19 protein-coding genes are annotated in these 23,733 nt (G+C 35.3%); 6 read left to right on the top strand and 13 right to left on the bottom strand.

Translation table 11 applies throughout. The features are described 5' to 3' along the window. The first annotated feature begins 56 nt into the window (after positions 1–56). Positions 57–1,292 carry an imidazolonepropionase gene (hutI, locus tag LOK78_RS09370; RefSeq protein WP_232634718.1) on the top strand — a complete coding sequence of 412 codons (1,236 nt, stop codon included), beginning with the start codon at positions 57–59 and terminating at the stop codon, positions 1,290–1,292. 67 nt (positions 1,293–1,359) lie between these two features. On the opposite strand, the gene LOK78_RS09365 is transcribed toward hutI, so the two are convergent. Continuing rightward, positions 1,360–2,241, bottom strand: a complete 882-nt coding sequence (locus LOK78_RS09365; RefSeq protein ID WP_166958607.1) for a DUF8428 domain-containing protein — start codon at positions 2,239–2,241, stop codon at positions 1,360–1,362. A gap of 80 nt (positions 2,242–2,321) precedes the next feature. On the opposite strand from LOK78_RS09365, the gene LOK78_RS09360 reads away from it, so the two are divergent. Continuing rightward, positions 2,322–3,344, top strand: coding sequence for an arginase family protein (locus tag LOK78_RS09360; RefSeq protein ID WP_232394591.1), 1,023 nt, complete (start codon positions 2,322–2,324; stop codon positions 3,342–3,344). 44 nt (positions 3,345–3,388) lie between these two features. On the opposite strand, the gene aceA is transcribed toward LOK78_RS09360, so the two are convergent. Continuing rightward, positions 3,389–4,666 carry an isocitrate lyase gene (aceA, locus tag LOK78_RS09355; protein WP_232634717.1) on the bottom strand — a complete coding sequence of 426 codons (1,278 nt, stop codon included), beginning with the start codon at positions 4,664–4,666 and terminating at the stop codon, positions 3,389–3,391. A gap of 74 nt (positions 4,667–4,740) precedes the next feature. Then, positions 4,741–6,339 (bottom strand): malate synthase A, encoded by a 1,599-nt coding sequence (aceB, locus tag LOK78_RS09350; RefSeq protein WP_232634716.1) that lies wholly within the window; start codon positions 6,337–6,339, stop codon positions 4,741–4,743. Positions 6,340–6,460: 121 nt separating this feature from the next. Here aceB and LOK78_RS09345 point away from each other — a divergent pair, with 121 nt between their 5' ends. After that, positions 6,461–7,936, top strand: coding sequence for a helix-turn-helix domain-containing protein (locus LOK78_RS09345; RefSeq protein WP_232634715.1), 1,476 nt, complete (start codon positions 6,461–6,463; stop codon positions 7,934–7,936). Here LOK78_RS09345 and LOK78_RS09340 read toward each other — a convergent pair whose 3' ends face one another. The 8 genes from LOK78_RS09340 to LOK78_RS09305 are packed head-to-tail and all read right to left on the bottom strand — an operon-like array spanning position 7,937 to position 17,629. Continuing rightward, positions 7,937–9,628 (bottom strand): DUF4199 domain-containing protein, encoded by a 1,692-nt coding sequence (locus tag LOK78_RS09340; protein ID WP_232634714.1) that lies wholly within the window; start codon positions 9,626–9,628, stop codon positions 7,937–7,939. It abuts the gene before it with no gap. A 10-nt stretch (positions 9,629–9,638) separates the two neighbouring features. Beyond that, positions 9,639–10,808, bottom strand: coding sequence for a carboxypeptidase-like regulatory domain-containing protein (locus LOK78_RS09335; protein ID WP_232634713.1), 1,170 nt, complete (start codon positions 10,806–10,808; stop codon positions 9,639–9,641). A gap of 13 nt (positions 10,809–10,821) precedes the next feature. Continuing rightward, positions 10,822–11,346, bottom strand: coding sequence for a hypothetical protein (locus tag LOK78_RS09330; protein ID WP_053972658.1), 525 nt, complete (start codon positions 11,344–11,346; stop codon positions 10,822–10,824). A gap of 43 nt (positions 11,347–11,389) precedes the next feature. After that, on the bottom strand, positions 11,390–12,625 hold the full coding sequence (locus LOK78_RS09325) for a DUF6638 family protein (protein WP_232634712.1): 1,236 nt from the start codon (positions 12,623–12,625) through the stop codon (positions 11,390–11,392). Beyond that, on the bottom strand, positions 12,625–13,212 hold the full coding sequence (locus LOK78_RS09320; RefSeq protein ID WP_232634711.1) for an NUDIX domain-containing protein: 588 nt from the start codon (positions 13,210–13,212) through the stop codon (positions 12,625–12,627). The genes LOK78_RS09325 and LOK78_RS09320 overlap by 1 nt, the downstream gene beginning before the upstream one ends. Then, entirely contained in the window at positions 13,199–15,157 is a 1,959-nt protein-coding gene (locus tag LOK78_RS09315) for an AAA family ATPase (RefSeq protein ID WP_232634710.1), read from the bottom strand. The genes LOK78_RS09320 and LOK78_RS09315 overlap by 14 nt, the downstream gene beginning before the upstream one ends. 48 nt (positions 15,158–15,205) lie before the next feature. Continuing rightward, positions 15,206–16,255 carry a hypothetical protein gene (locus LOK78_RS09310; RefSeq protein WP_232634709.1) on the bottom strand — a complete coding sequence of 350 codons (1,050 nt, stop codon included), beginning with the start codon at positions 16,253–16,255 and terminating at the stop codon, positions 15,206–15,208. 36 nt (positions 16,256–16,291) lie between these two features. Continuing rightward, positions 16,292–17,629 (bottom strand): coiled-coil domain-containing protein, encoded by a 1,338-nt coding sequence (locus tag LOK78_RS09305; protein WP_232634708.1) that lies wholly within the window; start codon positions 17,627–17,629, stop codon positions 16,292–16,294. A gap of 229 nt (positions 17,630–17,858) precedes the next feature. On the opposite strand from LOK78_RS09305, the gene LOK78_RS09300 reads away from it, so the two are divergent. From LOK78_RS09300 to LOK78_RS09290, 3 genes are all read left to right on the top strand, one after another. Beyond that, positions 17,859–18,719 carry an MBL fold metallo-hydrolase gene (locus LOK78_RS09300; RefSeq protein WP_232634707.1) on the top strand — a complete coding sequence of 287 codons (861 nt, stop codon included), beginning with the start codon at positions 17,859–17,861 and terminating at the stop codon, positions 18,717–18,719. Between the two features lie 82 nt (positions 18,720–18,801). Next, positions 18,802–19,029: an OadG family protein gene (locus LOK78_RS09295; protein ID WP_053972651.1), complete on the top strand. Its 228-nt coding sequence runs from the start codon at positions 18,802–18,804 to the stop codon at positions 19,027–19,029. A gap of 430 nt (positions 19,030–19,459) precedes the next feature. After that, complete coding sequence (locus tag LOK78_RS09290; protein ID WP_232634706.1) at positions 19,460–20,359, top strand: hypothetical protein; 900 nt, start codon at positions 19,460–19,462, stop codon at positions 20,357–20,359. A gap of 160 nt (positions 20,360–20,519) precedes the next feature. On the opposite strand, the gene LOK78_RS09285 is transcribed toward LOK78_RS09290, so the two are convergent. Continuing rightward, positions 20,520–21,848: an OmpP1/FadL family transporter gene (locus LOK78_RS09285; protein WP_232634705.1), complete on the bottom strand. Its 1,329-nt coding sequence runs from the start codon at positions 21,846–21,848 to the stop codon at positions 20,520–20,522. A 176-nt stretch (positions 21,849–22,024) separates the two neighbouring features. After that, positions 22,025–23,716: an energy-dependent translational throttle protein EttA gene (gene ettA, locus LOK78_RS09280; protein WP_232394578.1), complete on the bottom strand. Its 1,692-nt coding sequence runs from the start codon at positions 23,714–23,716 to the stop codon at positions 22,025–22,027. Between the last annotated feature and the right edge of the window lie 17 nt (positions 23,717–23,733).

Genomic DNA, 23,733 nt, shown 5'->3' with positions numbered 1-23,733 from the left:
GATTTCTATTAGCGTTTTTTTTATTTTTATCAAAAACCAACCTAATAATTTGCATTTTGACTATTTTAATTAAAAACATCAAAGAGCTCCTTCAAACCCGAACCACAAACGTAACCGTTTTAAATGGTGAAGAAATGAAAGAGTTGCCCTCCATTAAAAATGCCTACTTACTCATTGAACATGATACCATTGTTGAATTTGGAAAAATGGACGATTTTGAAGACATGGATGCAGATGAAGTAATCGATGCCTCAGGAAAAATGGTACTACCCACATGGTGCGATTCCCATACTCATATAGTTTATGCAGGAAACAGGGAGCAAGAGTTTGTTGATAGAATTAATGGACTTAGTTATGAAGAAATTGCTAATCGTGGTGGAGGTATCCTAAATTCTGCTGAAAAGCTTCAAAATACTTCTGAAGATGACTTGTATGATCAATCTGCGCAACGGCTAACGGAGGTCATGAAAATGGGAACTGGAGCTATCGAAATAAAATCAGGGTACGGATTGACTTTGGATGCCGAATTAAAAATGCTCCGTGTCATAAAAAGATTAAAACACGATTTCCCCGTTAAGGTGATATCCACATTTTTGGGGGCACATGCTATTCCAAAAGAGTTTAAAGATAATCCCGATGGCTATGTAGATGTAATCATTGAGGAAATGATTCCTCAAATAGCTAAAGAGCAGTTATCCTCAAATATAGATGTTTTTTGTGAAAAAGGATACTTCTCTTTAGAACAAACCGAACGCATCTTACAAGCGGGAGCATCTTACGGGTTAATTCCAAAAATTCACGTCAATCAGTTTAATGCTTTTGGGGGAATTGCCCTAGGAGTAAAATACGATGCTTTATCAGTAGATCATCTTGAAGAATTATCAGAGGAAGATATTGCTGTTCTCAAAGACAGTAATACCATGCCGGTGGCCTTACCTTCTTGTTCCTACTTCTTGAGTATTCCTTATACACCTGCAAGAAAACTTTTAGATGCTGGAATCCCAATAGCTTTGGCATCAGATTACAATCCAGGTTCTACCCCAAGCGGGAATATGAATTTTGTAGTAAGTACCGCTTGTATCAAAATGAAAATGACGCCTGAAGAGGCTATTAATGCAGCAACCATCAATGGTGCTTATGCCATGGGAATTAGTAATATGTATGGAAGTATTTGTCGGGGCAAAAAGGCCAATATAATGATTACCAAAGAAATTCCAAGCTATCACTACCTACCCTATGCTTTTGGGGATAATCACATTGACGCCGTATACATCAATGGCGTAAAGATTTAAATTTACATAAAAGAAAACCCCGAAAGTTAATCACTTCCGGGGATTATTTTATTTTCTATGTTTTATTTTACTTTAGGGTAAACTCAGTTGAAGAAATCAATTCTTTATCATTGTAAACATTTACTTTATATCGTCCATCTTCAAATTTATCATTTAAAGGCTCAACAAACTCGCAAATATTCAAATTGGTATTTTCATAATTAAAAGTACTTACCACACTATAATTGATCGTTTCTTCTCCCATTTGAATTTGCTCATTCACACCTAAAATTTGATTATTAGGTCCTACAACCTGAACATACAATTCTTGCTCCCCAGCTTGAACCAACTTATTTTTCGCTACGGTGAAACAAACTCTGATTTTATCAGAACGTCTAGCTCTCTCAGTTGGTATTAATTTTCCAGAAGAACGCTCAATAACTCCAAACCCTTTTAAATCAACGGTTTGCAATACAGAGGCATCACTCATAACTTCAGCAAGGGCAGTATTTTGAACTAACAAAGAGTCAGTAAACATGGTTCTTTCTTCAAGTCTGATTTTTGTACTATCCAATGAAGTAGCCAATAGTTGATTTTCAATTTTCAATTTATCATTTTCAGCCATTAACACATCCATTTCTTGTTGAAGGTTCAAATATTTCTTTTTGTATCTCCAAAGACTTTGAACGTTGGTTTCCGATACTTTTAAAGAATCAATTAATCCTTCAATACGTGCTTTAGCATCTACCAAATTTTGGTTTGAAATTTCATTGTCTTTAATAGCTAAATCATATTGTTTGGCCAATTTATCATAATCATTAATGACCATTTGTTTCTCTTTAGTCAATTGAGCTTCAGTCTCCTTTTTCTCGTTTAGTAGGCTAAAAGAGTAAAATGCCGCACCAAGAAATAAAACTAGGGCAATACCTAATGCAACTTTTAATCCTGTATTACTCTTATTGTTTTCCATAATAACTCGTTTTAATTTTTAGATTTACTAATTTTAGTTTAGGTTAGAATAACAATTTTAAACATTATATGCCAAACTTGATGGACAATTTCATTTTATTCGATAAAAGTAACTTGAAAGGTTATTTAAATAAAAGAACGGCCGAATCAAAACTTGGGGAACAAATAAAAAAGTTAACCACCATTTCTTCTATATACGATCAACTCAAGGACTTAGACGTTTCTTATGTCATTTTTGGCATAAATGAAAATGCTGGAGTGTTTGCACACAATGGAAATTCTGGGACTTACGATATTTGGGAAGAGACGCTTAAAGTTTTGTTAAACACGCAAAGCAACCCATTCACTCCTGCCAAGAAAGTGTTGATTTTAGGTCATTTCGATTTTAAAAATTATGAGAAGAAACTGGAAAAACTAGAACCGAAAAAGAAAAAAGACCAGATCAAAGCCCGAAAATATGTATCAAAAATAGATATTGAAGTAAGCTATTTAGTTTATCAAATTGTCAAAGCAGGTAAAATTCCAATCGTCATTGGAGGTGGACAAAATAATGCCTATGGCTGTCTTAAAGGCAGCGCTTTAGGCTTTCAAAAACCTATTAATGCGATCAATTTCGATATTCAGGCAGATTTCAATAAAGAAGATGGACGTCATAGCTCCAATTCTTTTAGTTATGCCTTTAGTGAAGGTTTTCTAAACAAGTATTTTATTTTTGGAATGCATGAGAGTTATATTCTTGAATCAAACTTAGCAACCCTAAATAAATTGAATGAAATTGAATTCAATACTTTCGATGCCTTTAATAGGAAAGAATTGAAGTTTAAACAAGAACTTAAAAGAGCAAGCGAATTTATTTGTGATGACTCCTTTGGAATCGAAATTGACTGTAAATCAATTCAGCATGCTTCGGGCTCCCAATCCAATCCAAGCGGATTCAATTTGAATAAGGTAAGAAAGTTTATCACCTATTTTGGGCAAAAACCCAATGCGTCCTACCTCCATATTTCGGAAGGATTCATTAATGAAGATAAACCATCAAATCCTATTGGTAAGGTAATTTCATATCTGATAACAGATTTTATAAAAGCCCACGAAATCAAATAAAAAAAGCACCTCAAAACTGAGGTGCTCAACTAAATAACACCTAACTAAAATTGGGCTACTTCTGTACTATCTTTCATAGCAACAGTACTGGAAGCTCCTGATGTAACCGTATTTTGGATAGCATCAAAATAGGTAGTTCCCACAAATCCTTGGTGCTTGACGGCATGAAAGCCTTCTTTTTGCAAAGCAAATTCACGTTCTTGTAATTCTGAGTAACCTGCCATTCCTCTGCTTTTATAAGCCTTTGACAATTCAAACATGCTTGTATTTAAGGCATGGAAGCCTGCCAATGTAATAAACTGGAATTTATAACCCATTTTTGCCAATTCCTCTCTAAATGATTCCATTTCAGAAACACTTAATTTAGCCGCCCAATTAAAAGATGGAGAGCAATTATAAGCCAACATTTTCCCTGGATACTTGGCATGTATGGCATCTGCAAACTTCTTAGCTTGTGCCAAATCTGGAGTAGAGGTTTCCATCCATAATAAATCGGCATAAGGCGCATAGCTTAACCCTCGATCTATTCCTTGCTCTACTCCATTTTTCACATAAAAGAACCCTTCCGAACTTCTTTTTCCGGTTACAAATTTCTTATCACGTGCATCGATATCACTGGTTAGTAAATTAGCGGCATCTGCGTCAGTTCTAGCAATAATTAATGAAGGAACCCCCATAACATCACTTGCCAGTCTAGCGGCAATTAATTTATTGATAGCTTCTTGAGTTGGCACCAAAACCTTCCCTCCTAGATGTCCGCACTTTTTGGCAGAGCTAAGCTGATCCTCAAAATGGACCCCAGAAGCTCCTGCTTCTATCATGGCTTTCATAAGTTCAAAGGCGTTCAAATTTCCTCCAAACCCAGCCTCGGCATCTGCAACGATAGGCACCAAATAATCCAATTTATCTGCAACGCCATTTACTGATTGTATTTGGTCTCTTCTTAAAAGTGCATTATTAATTCTTTTAACCACTTGAGGAACACTGTTAGCTGGATATAAAGATTGATCTGGATACATTTCCCCTGCTAAATTGGCATCTGCAGCTACTTGCCAACCGCTCAAATAAATAGCTTCCAATCCAGCCTCAACTTCCTGAATAGCTTGATTGCCTGTTAATGCACCTAGACCAGCCACATAATCCTGAGTATTCAACTTTTCCCATAATTTTTGAGCTCCCAATTTAGCAATGCTATGCTCTAGTTTATAGGATCCTTGAAGTTTGATAACTTCTTCTGCTGTGTAAGGTCTTTCAATGCCTTTCCACCTTGGGTTTACGGTCCAATCTGTAATTAATTCTTGAATTCTGTCATTAGTTTTCATAGTTTTGTAATGGGTATTAAAATGTTAATATTCAAATCCTGCGGAGTGTGCCAGCACTCTCAGGATTTTTTTGTTTATAAATATTGATAAGCTGATAGCGTTAAAAATTCTTCAAAATCATTGCTGATTACCAAATCGTTAAATAGTTTTATAGCTAAATCAAATTTGGATTTTCTAACGTATTCCTGTCCATACTCCTTAATGAGTTTTTCTACTTCATCGTCAAAAATATCTGCATATAGTTGGGTTGTAAATTCTCTTCCATCTTCCAATAGGACTCCATTCTTCAACCACTGCCATACCTGTGTTCTGGATATTTCTGCTGTGGCAGCATCTTCCATTAAATGATAAAGTGCTACCGCTCCTTGTCCCCTTAGCCAAGATTCTAAATAAAGGATTCCCACATTAATATTTTTTCTGATTCCGGCTTCAGTTACTGTTCCTTGAGGTAATTCCACCAAATCTTTTGCAGTCACATAAACATCTTCCCTTAAAACCTCCAATTGGTTGGAATGAGGCATGTGTTGATTAAAAATAGACATTGCGATTTCTACTAGGCCAGGATGAGCCACCCAAGTACCATCATGTCCATTGATTACCTCTCTTAATTTATCTTGTCTTACTTTTTCAATGGCCAATTCATTGGCATATGCATCATTCTTAATAGGAATTTGAGCCGCCATACCACCAATAGCAAGAATTCCTCTTTTATGGCAGCGTTGTATGACCAATTTACTGTAAGCATCCATAAAAGGAGCTGTCATTGTCACTTGATCTCTATTGGGAACAACAAAATCCTTATGGTTTGTAAATTTCTTGATATAAGAAAAAATATAATCCCATCTCCCACAATTCAAGCCTACTATGTGGTCTTTTAGTTCATAAATGATTTCATCCAATTGAAAACTGGCAGTAATAGTCTCTATTAAAACCGTTGCCTTAAAAGTACCAATTGGTACACTTAGGAATTCCTGAGCAAACTTGAAGACATCATTCCACCACCTTGCTTCTAAATAGTGTTCAAGCTTAGGTAAATAAAAATAAGGAGCGGTTCCTTTCTCGCGTAGGACATTAGTGTTATTAAAGACATATAATCCAAAATCTACCAAACTACCCGATGCTTGTTCACCATTAATCAATAGGTGCTTTTCATTTAAATGCAAACCCCTTGGTCTCACTAATAAAACAGCATGTTCTTCATTTAGCGTATAAGATTTATTTCTCTTGACATCTGTTAACGAAATCGTTTTCGTATTAGCGTCAAATAAATTTTGTTGCCCTTGGATGGTATTATACCAAGTTGGGGCATTGCTATCTTCAAAGTCAGCCATAAAGGTCTTGGCACCAGAATTAAGGGCATTTATAACCATTTTTCTATCTACCGGACCAGTAATTTCAACTCGTCTATCCTGTAAATCTTTCGGGATAGATCCTGCCTTCCACTCTCCTTCTCGAATATGCTTAGTTTCAATTGGAAAGTCTGGAAATTGCCCTTTATCAAATATAGCTTGCTGTTTGATTCTTCTTTCTAAAAGTTCCAAACGGGAGCTATTAAATTTCTCGTGAAGTGCTACTAGAAACTCCAAAGCCTCATCGGTTAAAATATCTGGATAGTAGTGATCCACTTCTTTAGCGTAGCGAACTCGTTCTGCAATAATTGAATTTTGAAACATGGTAAAGTATTTAAGATGAGAACAATATTAAAACAAAGAATTTGAAAAAACAAGCGAACGTTCGCTATTTTTTATTTTACGCTAAAAATAGAAGTTCGCAAAATTGATTATATTTGTTGTTATGGAAGAAGAATATATCAAGCTTATTTTTGGTTTAAAACTGAGACAGATAAGGACTGACAGAGATCTTTCCTTATTTGGTCTATCCAAATTATCAGGTCTTTCCAAGTCTTATTTAAATGAGATAGAAAAAGGAAAAAAATATCCAAAACCGGATAAAATAGTTTTGCTTTCAGAAAAATTGGATGTGCCTTATGACCAATTGGTATCTTTAAAATTGGATAAGAATTTAGCACCAATTGGTGAAATTCTTCAATCTAAAATTTTGAAAGAGATTCCCTTGGATCTTTTCGGTATCCATGAAAATGATTTGATAGACATCATCAGTAATGCTCCTGCAAAAGTCAATACGTTTATTAGTACCATTATTGAAATTGCCCAGAACTACAACTTTGGCAAGGAAAGTTTTTACTTAGCTTCCGTTCGCACTTTTCAGGAGACTAACAACAACTATTTTGATGATTTGGAAAAGAAAGTAGCGTCTTTTGCTAAATCCTATCACATTGATCTCGATCACCCCATATCTCCAAAAGAGCTTGAAGAAATATTGATTGAGGAATTTGGTTACACCATAAACAAAGAAGAACTTAAACAACATAAAAGCTTGGATAACCTAAGATCTGTATTTGTTCCGAAGACAAAAAACTTGTTATTGGCGGATCATATGGACGATGCTCAAAGAAATTTTATCTATGCCAAAGAAATAGCCTATAATTATCTAAAGATTACCGAAAGGCTCTATACCTTTTCTTGGATAAAATTTGATCATTTTGATCAGGTATTAAATAATTTCTATGCCTCCTATTTTGCGGGAGCCCTTATCATTCCAAAAAAACAGCTTAGTCAGGAATTGACAAATCTATTTTCCAAAGATTATTTTGATACCGATCTCTTTTTAAACACATTAAATACTTTTAACGCCTCTCCAGAATCCTTTTTCCAGAGGCTAACAAACATCCTTCCAGAAGCATTCAACCTGCAAAACTTATTCTTTTTAAGATTCCAAAACAGGGAAGGAAGCGACCATTTTCAATTGGATAAAGAATTACATTTATCACACCACCACTCCCCTAGAGCTAATGAAACTAACGAACATTATTGCAGAAGATGGATTGCATTGAAGGTTTTGGAAAAAATAAAAACAAACAAATCAAACCACGAATTTGATATTCAAATTTCAAATTATCCGTCGGACGGCTTTAAATACTTGGTTTTATCATCAGCAACCAAAGATCCATTTAAGGAAGGTTATTACCGCAGCATTACATTGGGATTGTTGATCAATAAGCAACTTCAGAACAAGGTTAAATTCTTGAATGATCCGAATATTGAATCTAAACAAGTGGGCGTCACTTGTGAGCGCTGCCAAATTAAAAACTGTGAAGTCAGAAAGGCAGAACCCATCAAGATTTTAAAACAACAAAAACACATGGAAATAGCTCAAGTGGTTGAGGAAATCAACAAAAAATTTAGTTAATTATTCTCCGTTGATTGCTTTTAAAGAATCGATTCTTTTTTGGAGTTGCTCAATTTCCTTTTCATTCCTGTTGATATTTGGCAATACAGGAACCGAATCAGTTACTGTTTTTATATCTGTTTCCTTCATTTCATCTTGATAAAAATACCCGATACCTTCACTGGATCTCCATGCTTCATTTAATTGCTTATATACATCAAGGTCCCACTGACTTGGATGCTTGACATCAATCCAAATGACATCACGATATTCGGCATCGATTAAGGCTAGATCTGGAGTTGCCGATCCATCAAAATTCTTATCGCCTTCACGTACCGCAGAAACCGTACTGAGATAAAACAGTCTTTTTCTACCGGCAATATCTTTGATATAAGGTCTAAATTCCACGGGTTTGTTCACCGACCAATCATACTCCTTTCGCGATTCTATAACCTTGAGTGGCATAGCTGAAACTCCGGCATACCCTTGTTTTTTGGAGGCGTGATCAAAATAGAATAATTTGTCTGTACCGTCGGCGGGTATAAAAACACTATAAGACAAACTGGTGCGTTCATCTCCTACTGGCTCCAATCCAAACCAATGATACAACCCATTGTAAGCTGGAATTCCAGTTCCTGAAAAGTCGAAATCGGTTACAAATGGCTGCTCATTTTGATCATCTGGCAAGTCAGGAATTTTAACGGCTGTTTGCATATTCCAAGGCAAGGGATCACTAAATCCTCCCAAAAACTTTAAAGATTCGGCTTGCAGTCTTGATACTTTTTCTGATAAGGTATTTTGTCTTTGCAGGAATTCGTGATTTTTCATTTCCTCAGGACTGATATAAGTTCCTTTCCCAATTAAAATGCGTTCCACATAATCATTAAAATCATGAGCACCATTATCAATGACCATAACTCCTCCAAAGGTGGGATACGGAAAGAAAAATCCTTTCCAATTGATTAAACTCACCACTTCCACCCATTCACCAGAATCATTCTTCATATAAAATACATCTCCTGGTTCATAGGAAAGCAGTTTCCAAAGACCAAATCTTTGAACGACGGCATTGTAAGTATTACGGCTAAATTTTAAGGATTCCCCTATAGAAAACGTGACCGGTATCCTATTGTCACTTGAAAACCTTGGAAAAGGTGTTGTACTTGACACTGAAAATACTTCTTCTGTATTATCACTGATACGTTGCCACACATATTTCTCTGTAGGCTGAATAGCCATGGTCCATTTGTTCTCATTATCAACCCTTACCAAATGCGGCAAAGATACATCCTTGGTCTCTCCTACACTTTCATTGGCCATTGAAAAGATATTTCTCATTGGTTGAATGCGCTCATTTTGAGTCAATGGCAATTCACTCACTTCAACACGATTTAAATGAAGAAATACATTGTAGGTCTTCATATAATCATACATTTTAAAATGCCAACCGATGATATAGAGCAATGCAAAAAAAGCAATAAGCATTCCCAAGATGCCCAAACGTCCTCCTGTTCCTGCTGTTTTTCGAAATTTCCTCAATCCAAAATATAAGAACAACCCTGCTAAAAGAAGGACGAAAATATATTTCCTAATGAATAGTAGTGCAGGCTGGTAATCATCCCGTAAAACAAACAACAAAATTAAAATAACGATAGACACGAAAATGGTTATACGTTTTTGCTTCTTGCCCTTATTCCAGTAATTCTTAATCATTTTTTGTGTGTTATTTTGAAACGGATTCAATGAATGCTTCTTCTTCGTTATTCAACGGAAATGCATTGTAATTTTCCCAAAAATTCTCTGTAAAGCTAGTCCCGGCTTCATAAATCGTTCTATTATCATAACCATCATCAGGAATCTCCACGTCATTTTCAAAAGCATAAACAAATAAATCTGAACTGAAATTCAAATTATCATCTACATATTTTCCAAACTTCAAATACATCCCAACAGATTTCTGATTGTATGATAAGACATATTTGTCCTCAATGACTCTAAATTTCGTCCAAATAAGAAGGCTATTGACCTTTACTTTCATAATCAACATCACATTTTGAAGTTTAGAGTATTTAAGATGATCACTTGATGTATAAAATTTAAGTTCTAAAACATCTCCTGTTTTTGGATCAATGACCACATAGCCTTTGAAAAGAAGTTCTTCCACATCACTTTTAGGGCTAACCTCAATGTATTCGTATTCTAACCCGCCTTCCTCTTTTTTTATTTTTCTGACAAAATCATAATTTTTATCCTTGAGAAGTTTCTTTATAAACTTATAGTTATAGGCATTTTTAACATATTCATCCAAAGTAAATGCCGAATTGATGTTGTCTATACTTCCAAAGTCCTCTTCACTAATTTTATCACTTTTAAAGGCACGATGTTGCGGTAAGGTAATAACAGACTTCCCATTCCCTTTTTTCACATAATAATTAACCAAACCATCAGAAAATTTAGTGTATTCATCATTTACCTTGACAATTTCACGACAATAACTTTTAAATAGGGTGTTCTTATCAATCTTATTGTCTGCAGCCTTAATGACACTTTTTAAATAATCTTCTGCAGAAACATCTGAAATGACAACTTCATCCAAAACAAAATCTTTAGGTTTTAAAAATATTTCGTTAAAACCTTCTTGAAGTTCCACCTCCTTTTCCTCATAACCTAAGTAGCTAAAAGTGACTTTAGAGCCGTTATCCATGATAGAAAACTCGCCTTCTCCATTAGAGATAGAACCGGTATAATTTGAATCTGGACCATTATCAATATAAACACTCACAAACTCCAAAGGTTCTTTCGTGTCTGCATCTTTTATTATTCCTGTTTTCCGTTCTTGGCTAATGGCAAGTTGTGTAATTGTAAAAATAAGTAGGAAGAAAGTATGTTTCATTCTTGTCTGGTTGTTATAGTAGTCCTTTATCTTTTAAGCGTTCTCTAGCACTTTTTTCTTCTGGTTTTGGGGATTCCTTAATTTCAGTTTTTGGCTCCTCCAATTGTTTTTCATCCCTGTCCTGTAAATCTTCTAAAAAATCCTTCCCCTTTTCAATAGTCTGTTTGAACTTATCTTCAATCAGCCCACCTTCTTCTTCTATAATCTCATTTGACTTGAAAATAAAACTGGCCAAATAAGTTCCAATTAACGTTCCTACAATCATGGAAGCAAACAAGGAAATGGTCGCTATATCTATCGGTATTAAAAATCTTACAATGACAATAGCTACAAGAAAAAAAGCTGAAATGAATACCAAACGCAACAGAAAGGATTGCTGGAATACAAAACCAGTACGATCATTTGATTTCATTTGAAGCTCCTTGGAATATATCATTTTGTTAAAAAAGCGATACAATTTATTTCCATTGGATTCCCTCCAATAGATAAGCGCTCCAAATAAAATAGCAGCAATAAAAATTATAAGTTCCAGTGTCATAAGGCTTAAGATTGTTGGTTTCTATAAAATTAGTCTAATAAAATCAAATATTGTTACGTATTTGTTCAATCACCCAATCCTGAAAGGAGTCATCCCATGTTTGGTAAGCTTTATAAAATTGCTCTTTGTCATACCAAAATAAAAATAAGACATCCTTTGGAGAAATATTGACTAAAAGCTTCCATATCAAATCTTGATGAATTGGCTCCAATGAGGAATGGGGCTGATGTAAGGCATGATAAAAATCCAAATCAACCATATCCTCCAATTTGTATTGATTGCTACGTTGCAAACGCTCCAAATAAATTTCAACGCCATTGATTTTTTTGAGAGAATTCAATTCAATTTTGTTTAAATAGCTTTTAAATAAAATCTTGTCTTCCAATATTTCTTTTATAGGATGAGATCCATTTTTTAATTCTTGATGAAATTCAAACTTTTTGATACGTTCATAACGAGGTGTTTGAACCACTTGATCTAAATGGCATTCTGCAATCAAGTGATCTCTTAATTTTTCCACCAACTCATCATGATCAATATGAAACATCAAAATATCATAAGAGATATCATCAATCGCCTTTTTGAACATGGTTTCATCCTCAAAGATGATCATGTCCTTTATAAAGTCTTTCAAAACATAAACCCCACCAAAAGCTCTAGAAAAATAAGAGCTTACTTCATATTTCAATTCAGGTAAATCTAAATTTCTATGTCTTAAATCTCCATATTTTTTAGCCGAGTCCAATAATTGGGCATGAATCTTTTCATCAATAAAATTGTTACCTGATTTAAACTTCTCAATCAGCTGAAATTGCTCTTGTTGCGCTTTACCAATACCGTGAATTAACTTAAATCGAACAATGACCTCTCGATAACGCAACATATCCAATGGCTCATAAAAAGCATCAATCCCTTGATCAAAATCCAAACATATGGCCGAATCTCTTGTAATATCAGTAATCTGATCGGAATAAGTTTTAAAAATTAACTTCATCAACTCCCTATCAAAGGAATGGTTGGGCATGTAAACCGGTGCTCCCTTTTGCAATGGGGAAACTATAATACCATGGGAGTTGGCTTCTCCGTGATTTAAGTAATATAGATTATCTCTCTCTTCAGCGATTTCAGGACTCCAACCCAAACCATCAATTGAAAAAGCCACTAAATTGGTTGGTTCAAATCCCAAAGTTTTAAGGCAATCATTGTAGCGTTCTACCATTTTACCTCCTATAGGAATCAATTGTCCCCGAAAAAGATGTGCTTCCTTCAGTTTCTGCATTACTCCATCAATTTATGTACCTGAGCATATTGCAATAATATACAGGTTTTAGCATCTTGGATTTCACCATTTTCAAGCATGTCTATAACCGTTTTAAACGGCAACTCCATGACCTCAATATCTTCGTGCTCACAGTCTAACCCTCCGCCATCACTCACTTTCATGGAATCATCATATTCTGCTATGAAATAAAAAAGTTTTTCGGTCATCGCTCCTGGAGATGAATACATTTCAAATATTTTTGTGGCAGTAGGTACTCTATAACCTGTTTCCTCTTCCGCCTCCCTTATTATACATGTTACAGGGTCATCTTTATCAAGCATACCCGCACAGGCCTCAATCATAAAACCAGCTTGTGGATCATTGGCAAAGGCAGGCATCCTAAACTGCCTAGTAAGAATAACCGTTTTCTTTATAGGATTATATAACAATACCACGGCACCATCGCCTCTATGATACGTTTCTCTTGACTGCCTAATCCATCGCCCATTTTCCAATTGATAATCAAAATCAATTTTATTTAGTTTGGCCCAATGATCAGAAAGTACCGTGTCAGAAATATTTTTTATTCTTTTAGTTTCCTCCATACATTTTTCTTGCTTCCATTTCAATATTCAGTTGATTAACCCTCGCCTCCACTTGTCGCTTAAAATCGGTATCGGCTATGGTTGCCACATTATCCAAATATCTAATGACTTCTTGTTTTCTGATATCTGAAAAGTTTAACCCTTTCATATTGGCCTTCATAAGTTCTTGAAGCATATGAAATTTAGTTTGATAATCTTTTTTGAAATAGGTTTCCGGGTTTTCAAACCAATCAGATTCCAAATCAAAATCTGTCAATCTCAAGGAAATAGCAGATTGGATATTCCTAACATCTCGAGAAGAGAAAAACGGAAATATCTTTTGTATTTCTTTGTATAGTGACGCATAAAACATGTGATCATCGTCTTTGTGAAGGCTTTCAACTTTGTCAAACGTTTCCAATACACGTTCTTCTGAAGGTCTTTCTACAGACTGAAGAATATCACCCATGTTTTTGGCTAACCCTTGATTACTTAAAAACTCATATCCATTTGGATTATTCATGTTGACAAAACTTGGCATGGTCTTTTCAAACTTTTTCCACCACAGATAGTCTTGATCCAAGAAATCATGCTCTGTTCTAGCTCCATCTATTTTGAAACGTCCCTGAACACGAGAAATGACGGCTTTATCCAGCATTTCAGGTAAATTAGTAAACAATCCTATGGAACTATTTCCATAGTTAACGGCATAAGCCCCTTCGGTGTATCTTAAAAAAACACCTATTACTTCCTTCACCCCTGCCGAAACTCCTTGTGCAGTTCTTTCTTGAAGATTATTTTCTGCATCGTCAATAGGAGCAAAAATTAATTTGGAAGGATCCTGTAAAGGTTTCATCCATTCCACCATTTTTTCTGCCGATCCCCCTTGAAACGTGCTTATTAAAGTATCTGGCATAGGATGAAAAAGAAAAGGAATTTCCAATTGATCACAATGGTCTTTAAGCTTGGTGGCAATAGCAGCAATCAACATACTTTTTCCTGTACCAGGTATTCCATACCCCATAAACACGGGCATAAACCCTCCCAACTCCTGAAATGGATTTTTCTTTTCAGCAAAGTCGTAACTCAACATCCTTTCAGTCAACCTTCTTGCAAAGTGTTTGGCATCTCGGTTTCCTACAATTTGTTCAAATTGTACCTTATTGAATTCGATACTTTTGGCTGCTCCTGAAAACACATTATCCCAACCAGAAATTGAAAAATCAGATTTTTCCAATTTGTAAGTTCTATCCAATATGGTTTCTTGATATTCCAAAGTACTTTTGCGCATTTGAATTTCAGCAATAAGCGCCTCAAAATATACCATAGTAAAATCGACGACATCTTGGTCACTTGTTATGATTTCAGGATGGTCCAAGTATTTATCATAATAAAATAACGCACATGAAATTCCTTTTAAGGGAGACAATAAGGAAACCTCTGGAATCCCAGCAAATTTCTGCTTCATCACACTTAAGTCATCCGATGCACTATTTCTTAAATCGTGTAATATTTTATAGGCCATAGAGAATAACATAAATGCTGTAGCAGTATGCTGCTTGCTTTCAAATTCTCTTTTCCCAGAATGATCTAATGTGGACCTTCGTTCACTTAAACTGGACAAGCCCGATGCATCATAAAAACTATCACGAATCCAAAGTCCTAGGGTAATCCCTTCTTGAACCGCAAATAGCGATTGATTTAAATGTAAAGGAATAGCCACCGATTCTGGGAGCAGCCGTTTTTTAAGACCTAAAATAGTTTTTGATACCGAGGTTATATGAGCTTGACTACCGTTATTGGCGCGAGATAAGTAAAGTAATATGGAACTATCATTTTGATCTTTATCTCGATTTTTGGCTCGTTGCCCTTGCTCCCATTGAATACTCTTTAAATAGGATGTCGCCTCATCACGAAGCATATCCAATTCGTTTTGTTTTATGGGAAATGTTGAGTTATGTTGCATTTTTTAATTTCAATATTCGGTGAGCAGAAGAGAACTACTCTTTTTTAATTAATCTCCATTGGTTGGCAAACTACTCATTTGAATAGGTGGTTTTGCCAATCCATTCATCCAATCTGGCGTTTTGTTGTATAACATTTGAATAACCCTGTGCGGTGCAAACACATATTTTTGTTGCATGACGTCACTCCAGTTTTGAAGGACTTGTTTATTAAAAAAGTTCCCTTCTTTAAATTCACCCTTAGAAAAAACTTCATCTACCGTAAGCGAAATGGCATAGGACTCAAGAGGAATTTCCTTTTTACCTATGCTCTCCAATAATGCGTGCGTCAAATCGTGTTCATCTTTGGCAAAAATGTTATGTAAAGGACCTAAATCAATTCGCTTGACCTGCTTAGGATGAATATGTGGTAATTTTCTATCAATAGCATAAGCCATGGTATCCAAATTCATTTCGCGGTCTGCAATTTGCTTCAAGGCCTCATACATTTCCTCCTTTTCTTCTAAAATATTGGAACCATCATAATCGAAATACATAAAACAAACGAATGGCCTATTATGTGTTACATCATAAAAACTCCAACTGGTCATCAATTTTGCCATGGGATTATCTTCCACCTCTATGATTTTGCCTTGAACAAAACGGTTAAATATATATTGTTTATTAACCGTCTTGTAATAGGCAATAGAAGCTGCTTGAAAAAGTCTATTTCGTTTGACAGGCTGCTTTTTTCTTAAAAGGGTATCTAGAAACTCCTCTTCCAATTGCTGAATAGGCGTTAATTTTTCTAAATAATGGTCTCGCAATTCGAGATCATTAAACAAATAACGAAACTCTAAATAGTTTGGAAATCCGGAATCTGTCAAATCAACCTTCATGTGTTCCTCATCATCAAACATATATTTGATTCGCATTGCTTCTATGGAATACAACAACAAATCACAATATTGTTTAAAAAAGGTAAGTTCCTGACCAGTACACAACCCTTGATATTGAATACTCACAATCAATTCCTTGAGCACAAAATCTACCATTCTATGGTAAAACACATAATGCTCTTTGGAATCTAATTGTGCTGAATCTAACGGCGTTACAATCATTCGTTAAAAATCAAAATTTGATTGTATCATTTAAGCCTAGGATAATAAATCATCATCACCTGACTTTGGTTCAGGTTTCGCACTTTCTCCTTCAGGTTTAGAAGGCTCATTTTCGGCTGCGTAATAATCTTCAAAAATTTGCTTCATATCAATACCGTAGCGTTCAGCAAAATTCTTCTGAATATCAACATCTTTAGCCCTTATTTCTTGTAATGCTTCAGCATAACTACTGTAAACACCTTGCATTACTTTTTCATGAACTGGGATGTTATCCATCATTTCTTGACGTGCTTTGGCACTTGCCGTATGCATTGCAGCTAATGTTTCACCTATGTGCTCATCGGTTTTCACCCCTAGATGCTCTAAAATGGCAGCAAATTCTTGATCTGTTCTAGCCTTTAAAGCAACTACATAACCATCATAATATTTAAGTCGCTCTTCGGTATCACTTTTTAGTTTCGCACGATGGGTTTGGAGATTACTTCTTAAAGAAGTCAATACTTTTATTGTTAAATTATGCTTATGAACAAAGCTATCTTTACTTGCCGCTAAGGTGGTGTAGGCATTTTTCAAACCTTCCAATTCCTCTACTTTTTGCTCAAGAGTTGTTACTTTTCCAACTGCCTCAGCATATTCTGCAGACTGTTTATCTACAATTTCTTCCAAAGCTTGGCGCGCTTGTTTTAATAAAGCATATTGTTCTTCTAATTTAGTTTCAACTTCTTTCTTCTTCTCTAATGCTTTGGTATGATTTTTAGTTGCTTCAACAATTGCATCTTGCAACTTGTCTTCTACTTCCTTGATTTCAACTTCACGATCTTTCAACCTTTTTACGGCTGCCTGACTCTTAAATGACAACTCATTTAAAAGGGTTTGCACATCCGCACTTTCAATACGTTGTTGAAACATGGCCTTAGCTTTAGTATCGGCTTCATCTCTTGCCTTTTGGGCAGCTTTAAGCTCTTCTTCTGCCTTTCTGATTTTGGCCTTTCTTCCCCATAGGTTATTCCACCAAGTATCTGGTTTAGCCTCTGCATCCTCCAATTCAACTCTTGCCCTTTCCAATCTCTTGATGGCATTGTCTATTACCTTCTGCTCTTCAGCATTAAGAGAGGAAAAAGCTTCAAAAATAATACCCACCTCATCTTGGTAATCGGTCAAATCTTTAATGGCATCCAACAGGGTAGTTCTATCCTTTTCAGCCATATGCACCACATCATCCAAAGTGGCATTCAAGATTTTTTGACGCACCTCGGGATCATCTTCCTGGGCTAATTTTGATTTCATAGTGTCTATGGCCTTTCCCCAATTGACATCTACTTTGGATTGTTTTTCATTGGAATTGGTTTCCAGTAAGTCAAATTCGTCTGACATATTAAGTCGTGTTAATGTTTAACAATAGTTAGGGTAAGCAATTTCGCTAAATTTTACGATTATAAAAATTAAACTTGCTCAAATTATCAGTACGAATTTATATTTAATTGTTACAAAAGATGTTAAAAATAAATGACAATCTGTATCTTTAAGGATAAGCAGAATAAATTTCTTAATACAAGGAAAACAATTCTAATATCAAACTTAAAACCTAGTAAAGATCAAACTCATGAAAAAAATTTATTTACTCCTATTTGCTTCTATTCTAATTGTGGGGTGTCAATTTAATAACAAGAAATCTGAAGACGCTACGGATATGGAGATGACAGAGGACTCTATCACCACAGAGGCCCCTTCAGTAATTGAAGATAAGGAAGCTGCTGATGAAAGTTATGCCATAAGCTATGATACGGATGATGTAAAAATTACTCCAATTAGTCATGCCACCTTTGTCTTGGAAACAGACAATACGGTCATTTATGTAGATCCCGTAGGAGGTGCTGAAGCCTTCGAAAATTCCCCGAAACCACAAATCATTTTGGTAACTGACATTCATGGAGACCATTTAAATGCCGAAACCTTAGAAGGGCTTTACAAGCCAAACGTACAATTGGTGGTGCCCAAAGAGGTTAAAAAACAATTACCTGAATCTATTAAAGAAAAAACCGATGTCCTTTCAAATGGTCAGAGTATTAGTTTAAAAACTAGTAAAATGAATGTCGATATAGAGGCTATCCCCATGTATAACATTAGACCCGAAGCATTGCAATATCATGAACCTGGGAGAGGGAATGGTTACATTCTAACAGTGGGAGGAAAACGTATTTATATTTCTGGGGACACCGAAGACATTCCCGAAATGAGAAATTTAAAAAATATTGATTTAGCCTTAGTTTGTATGAATCTCCCATATACAATGACTGTAGAAAGTGCTGCCGATGCCGTTTTGGAATTTAAGCCTAAAAAAGTTTTTCCTTACCACTACAGGGGAACTGATGGGTTAAGTGATGTAAAAATGTTTAAAAAGTTGGTTAGCGCTGGAAATAAGGACATTCAAGTAGTTCAATTAGAATGGTATCCTAGCTACTAAATATTTCATTTTTAATTGTTTACTAAATAAAAAATATTATCTTTGACCGAGCTATTAACCCAATCTATTAAAACCTACGTAAATGACTTTAAACTCTATTCCTCCACCGGTTTTTCTAATTGAACAGAGCAGTATTGTGATGTTGCTTTCAATTAGTGTTGTTTTCTTTTTAATTCTTTTGATTCTTGGGATTAGAAAATCTTATAAGTTAAAAAAGGAAAATGAGCGTTTGGCAAATAAAAGTCAATTGAGCTCTACAGAGGATAACAAAACCTATAAAGATTTTACAGATGGCCATCTTTATGAGTAATTATCATAAATTATACAAATAGTTGTTATTCAAAAAATTACAAAGCCTTTAATTTCTTAAAGGCTTTTTTTTTGGAAAATATGGAGCTAATCCCAAAAAGCTAATATATCAAATTGAAACCTTAAATTCGCTTTAACCACAAAAGCATTACAAAATCCATCTTATTATCAGTATTTTAATTAAAATCGTAAGATTTTGCAATAATTTATTTTGATTATAAATAGGGTTTTTGGTTGTTTTTTAGCTGTTTCAGTAAAGCATTAATAATATTATATATTTTATCTAAATAGAATACATAAATAAATGCTTAATTTTTTAAACAAACTTCATTTCATTAAGAATAACACTTTTAACATTCAGCTTATTTGGTTCTTTTCTTGATAAACCTATTTTTGGCACTGATTAATTGTAAACCAAGAATATTAAATTTATGAAAAGATTATTTTTATTAAGCACTCTTTTATTTAGCGGACTTGCTTTTGTGTCATGTAGTAGTGATGATGACAGTACCTCAGACAATGGAGGAAATGGAAATGGAGACGGTAACACAGAAACACCAGTAGCTACTTCTATTACTTTAGCATCAGATGTAACAACTGTTGATTTAGGTGACACTTTCACTTTCACTGTTATGAATGATTTGGATGAAAACGTAACAACCACTTCTTCATTTCAAATCAATCAAATGGAAGCTACCACAAGCAATACTTTTACAGCAACTGAAGCTGGAACTTACAACGTGACCGCTACAAATGGTGATTTAACTAGTAACACCATTTCTTTAACTGTAAACGATCCTGTTACGGCTGAACCAAATTCTGTTTTTTACAATGGCGTTAATTACCTTATTGATAATACTGCTTTAGTATTTTGGGGTGGTTATGACCCAGGTGAGACTGGAGCTGCAACTCATGCTTATTGGTCAATGGTTGGATTTTCTGGTACTGTAGAAAACATTGAAACAGCTCAAAACTATATAGAAATTGACTTCGCAACTGAATTAGATTCTGAAGGTGGTATCGTTTTACCTAACACTACAGCTAATACTTATATTGAATTGTATGCTATGACTCTTAGTGGAACTGAAATTCTTTCAGAAGGAGGAGCCAATGATGATGGTAACATCTCTTTTGGTTCTGATATTACATTAGAATCCACAACTACTGATTTCATTTATGCATCTTCAATTGATGGAAGCGCTATCGGATTAGATTTTGATGGAACTTTAATCGGTGTATTTGATAACTCTGGAAGACCATCTGCAACTTTAAATACTGAAGTTTCATTTAAGCAAGCAAATAGACAATCTATTAAAGGGTTGCTGAAATAAGAAAGACTTTTTAAACTAACTTACTTACCAATACTAACCAAAAAATGAAAAGGGCTGTTTTAATAACAGCCCTTTTTTATATAACAGCAATCCTTCTTTCTTGTAAATGACAGTCTCTGCTTTTCAAGACTCAAAAGGTTGTAATACCTAATAATTTCGCTTACTTACTCTTCTCTTGCCCGCTATTAAATTTATAGCTTATTCCCAACATAATCATGGAAGTTGTCATATCGTATGAGACCTCACTATAAGGAATTGCCCCATATGGTGGATATGCATCGGCAAACATAGGATTTAGCAATGAACCCGATGTCTTTCCAGAACTATCACCGTAGTGGAAAACTCCATCCAATTGCCAGTTTTTATTAACCAAATAACTTAAACCAAATTGATAGGCATTCTTAATAACAGCTGTGGCTGGGATATTATAGAAAGTAACTTCGCTTGGGATTGGATTTGAATTATAAGTATATCCCAATCGTAAAGGTAACTTATTAATACCCCTAAATTGTATTCCAGCTGAAACTATGGATATATTATTCCAGCCAAATCCCGCAACCGCTGCATTTTCTGTCCACCCCGTATTGGCGAAACCTTCTGTATTCTCATAATCAACAAAACGATAATCTAAGGCAAAATCAAAATTGGATAACGAATACCCCACCCCAATAGAGAAAATTGCTGGATAGTCCATTTGGAAATTGTTTTTAGCAGTTTCACCATTTGGATACGTATTATCAAATTCAAAATCAGCGAAAGATTGTTTTGTTTTATAGGAAACCCCAGCTTTAAATCCAAATTCTGACTTGTAGAACACTCCAAATTGAGCTCCAAAACCTAGAGCAGATGCTTTATCTGTACTTGGATAACCTGATGAATTTGGGTACATCGTGGGATTCGGCATAAGTTCAAGGGTAGCAAAATCAAAATTTGGCTGTACCCCAATGGAAAATTTTTCTGAAAGTTCGTAAGCCCAAGAGAGACCTATTTGCAATAGCATATAGTCAGATTCAATACGTCCAAATCCTCCCATTGACTGTGGCATATTAACCGGATTGGTCATACTTTCTGGAAAGGTGACTCCAAAGCCACTTATTCCAAACGCAGAAAAACCAAAGGTGTGTTTACTGCCTTCTTTACTCCAAATATAAGCTAGGTTAGGCATAACAGAAGAACCTCTATCATCTGCTGTACTACCACTAAAAAAATTGCCGGTTGGTTGACCGTCTTGACCAAATTCTGGTACCGTCGAATAAAGTTTTGGTGATGAAAAAAAGAGTCCCACATCTAACTTCAAAGTGTTATGATCAAATTGTGAAATAGCAGCGGGGTTCCACTGTAAAGCGCCAGAAATATCTAATGGCTGACCAGTTGCTGCCCCTCCCATAGACATATTAACTGCTCCTACACCTTGCATGATATGACCAGATTGAGCAAAAAACAAAGTTGTGACTAGCAAAAGTAACGGTGTTATAATTTGTGTTTTCATAGGAATGAATTTAAATTATGGAGATCCTGATAGTTGTTTAGCCTCTTACTATAACAAATTTACAATTGCATTATGCCATTTATCATGATTTAAATCATATAAATGATTAAGGTTCCTAACCAAATAAGAAAACTGAAGGATATAAAAAAGCCTGCTAAAAGCAGGCTTACAAATTACTATCTAATAAGTTTTTTATACTTAATCCTTTTGGGCATCAAATCACCTCCTAGACGTTTCTTTTTATTTTCTTCATAGTCACTAAAACTACCTTCAAAGAAATACACTTGACTGTCTCCTTCAAACGCCAAGATATGTGTACATATCCTGTCTAAAAACCAACGGTCGTGGGATATGACTACAGCACATCCTGCAAAGTTTTCCAAACCTTCTTCTAAAGCTCTAAGTGTATTCACATCCAAATCGTTGGTAGGCTCATCCAATAACAATACGTTACCTTCTTCCTTCAAGGTCATTGCCAAATGCAATCTGTTTCTTTCCCCTCCAGAAAGTAAATTCACTTTTTTATTTTGTTCACTACCCGAGAAATTGAAACGACTTAGATAAGCTCTGGAGTTGACTTGTCTGCCCCCCATCATGACCAACTCTTGCTCATCACTAAAATTTTGCCAAATGGTTTTGTTCGGATCAATATTGGAATGGCTTTGATCTACATAGGCAATTTTTGCCGTATCCCCGACTTCAAATGTTCCTTTGTCTGGTGTTTCTTCGCCCATTATCATTCTGAAAATAGTCGTTTTTCCAGCTCCATTGGGACCAATCACTCCCACAATACCTGCTTGTGGTAATTTAAAATTTAAATCTTCATATAACAATTTATCATCATAAGCCTTACTCACACCCTTGGCTTCAATTACATTAGTACCAAGTCTTGGACCATTAGGAATATATATTTCCAATTTCTCATCCAATTGTTTTTGGTCTTGACTCATAAGTTTGTCATAATTGTTCAAACGGGCCTTCTGTTTAGCTTGACGACCTTTAGGAGCCATCTTAACCCACTCCAACTCGCGCTCCAACGTTTTCTGACGCTTACTCGCTTGTTTTTGTTCTTGAGCCAATCGCTTTGATTTTTGATCCAACCAAGAAGAATAATTCCCTTTCCAAGGAATACCTTCTCCTCGGTCCAATTCCAATATCCACCCAGCGACATTATCCAAGAAATAACGGTCGTGAGTCACGGCAATCACAGTTCCTTTATACTGTGCTAAGTGATGTTCTAACCAATGAACAGATTCCGCATCCAAGTGGTTGGTAGGCTCATCAAGCAACAACACATCTGGTTCTTGCAAAAGCAAGCGACATAATGCAACACGACGTCTTTCTCCTCCTGATAGAACTCCAATTTTTTTATCAGCGTCTGGCGTTCTAAGAGCATCCATGGCTATCTCTAGTTTGGTATCTAGTTCCCAAGCATTGGAGGCATCAATTTTATCCTGAAGTTCTGCTTGACGATTCATCAACTTTTCCATTTTGTCTGGGTCACTATAGACTTCTTCCAATCCAAACATATCGTTGATTTTATTGTACTCCTCTAAAATGGCCACTGTTTCCGAAGCGCCTTCCTTGACTACCTCTAAAACCGTTTTATTCTCATCCAATTGAGGTTCCTGCTCCAAATAGCCAACCGAATAACCCGGAGAAAAAACTACATCTCCTTGGTAATTCTTATCAACTCCTGCAATAATTTTTAAAAGGGTCGATTTACCAGAACCATTCAATCCTAGGATACCAATCTTGGCCCCATAAAAGAAGCTTAAATAGATATTTTTTAGAACTGGTGTATTGGCACTTTGGTATGTTTTAGTAACACCGGCCATTGAAAAAATGACTTTTTTATCGTCGCTCATAAATTGTAATTGTTTTA

This window comes from Mangrovimonas futianensis (genome assembly GCF_021245805.1).
Classification (GTDB): Bacteria; Bacteroidota; Bacteroidia; order Flavobacteriales; family Flavobacteriaceae; genus Mangrovimonas; species Mangrovimonas futianensis.
This window is presented reverse-complemented; position numbering and strand designations above follow the sequence as displayed.

What these genes read in the sequence shown, in the direction of transcription:
- LOK78_RS09365 (WP_166958607.1), bottom strand. Translation starts at nt 2,241, where the DNA reads ATGGAAAACAATAAGAGTAATACAGGATTAAAAGTTGCATTAGGTATT.
- LOK78_RS09360 (WP_232394591.1), top strand. Translation starts at nt 2,322, where the DNA reads ATGGACAATTTCATTTTATTCGATAAAAGTAACTTGAAAGGTTATTTA.
- aceA (WP_232634717.1), bottom strand. Translation starts at nt 4,666, where the DNA reads ATGAAAACTAATGACAGAATTCAAGAATTAATTACAGATTGGACCGTA.
- aceB (WP_232634716.1), bottom strand. Translation starts at nt 6,339, where the DNA reads ATGTTTCAAAATTCAATTATTGCAGAACGAGTTCGCTACGCTAAAGAA.
- LOK78_RS09345 (WP_232634715.1), top strand. Translation starts at nt 6,461, where the DNA reads ATGGAAGAAGAATATATCAAGCTTATTTTTGGTTTAAAACTGAGACAG.
- LOK78_RS09340 (WP_232634714.1), bottom strand. Translation starts at nt 9,628, where the DNA reads ATGATTAAGAATTACTGGAATAAGGGCAAGAAGCAAAAACGTATAACC.
- LOK78_RS09335 (WP_232634713.1), bottom strand. Translation starts at nt 10,808, where the DNA reads ATGAAACATACTTTCTTCCTACTTATTTTTACAATTACACAACTTGCC.
- LOK78_RS09330 (WP_053972658.1), bottom strand. Translation starts at nt 11,346, where the DNA reads ATGACACTGGAACTTATAATTTTTATTGCTGCTATTTTATTTGGAGCG.
- LOK78_RS09325 (WP_232634712.1), bottom strand. Translation starts at nt 12,625, where the DNA reads ATGCAGAAACTGAAGGAAGCACATCTTTTTCGGGGACAATTGATTCCT.
- LOK78_RS09320 (WP_232634711.1), bottom strand. Translation starts at nt 13,212, where the DNA reads ATGGAGGAAACTAAAAGAATAAAAAATATTTCTGACACGGTACTTTCT.
- LOK78_RS09315 (WP_232634710.1), bottom strand. Translation starts at nt 15,157, where the DNA reads ATGCAACATAACTCAACATTTCCCATAAAACAAAACGAATTGGATATG.
- LOK78_RS09310 (WP_232634709.1), bottom strand. Translation starts at nt 16,255, where the DNA reads ATGATTGTAACGCCGTTAGATTCAGCACAATTAGATTCCAAAGAGCAT.
- LOK78_RS09305 (WP_232634708.1), bottom strand. Translation starts at nt 17,629, where the DNA reads ATGTCAGACGAATTTGACTTACTGGAAACCAATTCCAATGAAAAACAA.
- LOK78_RS09300 (WP_232634707.1), top strand. Translation starts at nt 17,859, where the DNA reads ATGAAAAAAATTTATTTACTCCTATTTGCTTCTATTCTAATTGTGGGG.
- LOK78_RS09295 (WP_053972651.1), top strand. Translation starts at nt 18,802, where the DNA reads ATGACTTTAAACTCTATTCCTCCACCGGTTTTTCTAATTGAACAGAGC.
- LOK78_RS09290 (WP_232634706.1), top strand. Translation starts at nt 19,460, where the DNA reads ATGAAAAGATTATTTTTATTAAGCACTCTTTTATTTAGCGGACTTGCT.
- LOK78_RS09285 (WP_232634705.1), bottom strand. Translation starts at nt 21,848, where the DNA reads ATGAAAACACAAATTATAACACCGTTACTTTTGCTAGTCACAACTTTG.
- ettA (WP_232394578.1), bottom strand. Translation starts at nt 23,716, where the DNA reads ATGAGCGACGATAAAAAAGTCATTTTTTCAATGGCCGGTGTTACTAAA.